2 protein-coding genes are annotated in these 908 nt (G+C 62.8%); one reads left to right on the top strand and one right to left on the bottom strand.

Annotated elements, in window-relative coordinates:
* The coding region (locus EN781_RS34965; protein ID WP_210213519.1) for a hypothetical protein at window positions 1-255 on the bottom strand (255 nt) is incomplete at its 3' end.
* Between the two features lie 53 nt (window positions 256-308).
* Between EN781_RS34965 and EN781_RS33345 the strand changes: the two genes are divergently transcribed.
* The coding region (locus EN781_RS33345) for a DUF4167 domain-containing protein (RefSeq protein WP_127400769.1) at window positions 309-908 on the top strand (600 nt) is incomplete at its 3' end.

The following is a 908-nucleotide window of genomic DNA, read 5'->3' as shown; positions in this document are numbered from 1 at the left end:
CCCTGATGCAGTGCGAAAAAGGGCTTGGCAATGCCCGGGAATGCAGCTAGGGTCAAAGTAGCCGGATGAGACGAAGCAGGCAGTGCTCTTAGCGATTCGGTTTTCCTTGGAAATAGCTGCCTTCTTGCGCGATCGACGCCAATGCTTCGTGCGGGAATCGTCCGGCAAGTGATGTAACCGGAACAGGATGGCACGTGGCGCCAACGCAATTGATGCGGGCGAACGCCGGTGAAGAAACGAAACGGCTGGCTGCATGAGCGCCTCCGTTCGCGAAGAGTTTTCAAAAATTTCACACTGAAGAGAGTCGAATGAGGCCACAACAGCAGAACAGGCGCATGCGCGGTCGCAATAACAATGGCGGCGGCGGTGGCAACAACAACAACCGCAAGGGCCCCAATCCCCTGACGCGCAACTACGAGAGCAACGGCCCGGATGTGAAGATCCGCGGATCGGCTCAGCAGATCGCCGAAAAATACGCCGCACTCGCCCGTGACGCGCAAAGCTCCGGCGACCGGGTGATGGCGGAAAACTATCTTCAGCACGCCGAACACTACAATCGCATCATTGCCGCCGCGCAGGCGCAGATGCCGATCCAGAACGTCCAGCAGAATCGCGACGATTTCGATGACGACGCGGACGAGGATCGCGACGAGTTCGACACTGTCGGCAACAGCAATGCCGGCGAAGCTCCGGCCGCGGCCGCCAACCAAGGTGCCGGCCCGCAGCCGGTGATCGAGGGCGAGCATAGCGGCCAGCGCTTCGACCAGAACCGCCGCAACGAGGCGCCGGCGCTGCCGGAAGCCGCCGCCCAGGCGGAGCCGACCGTGGCCGAGCAGGCGCCCCTGTTCGACAGTTTTTCGCCGGCGGCCCTCGCGGCCCAGGCAGAGCGCAACGAAGCGGCCGCCGAC

It is taken from the genome of Mesorhizobium sp. M4A.F.Ca.ET.090.04.2.1, from assembly GCF_003999085.1.
Lineage (GTDB): Bacteria > Pseudomonadota > Alphaproteobacteria > Rhizobiales > Rhizobiaceae > Mesorhizobium.
The sequence above is the reverse complement of the archived record's forward strand: the minus strand, read 5'-3'. Positions and strand labels throughout refer to the sequence as shown.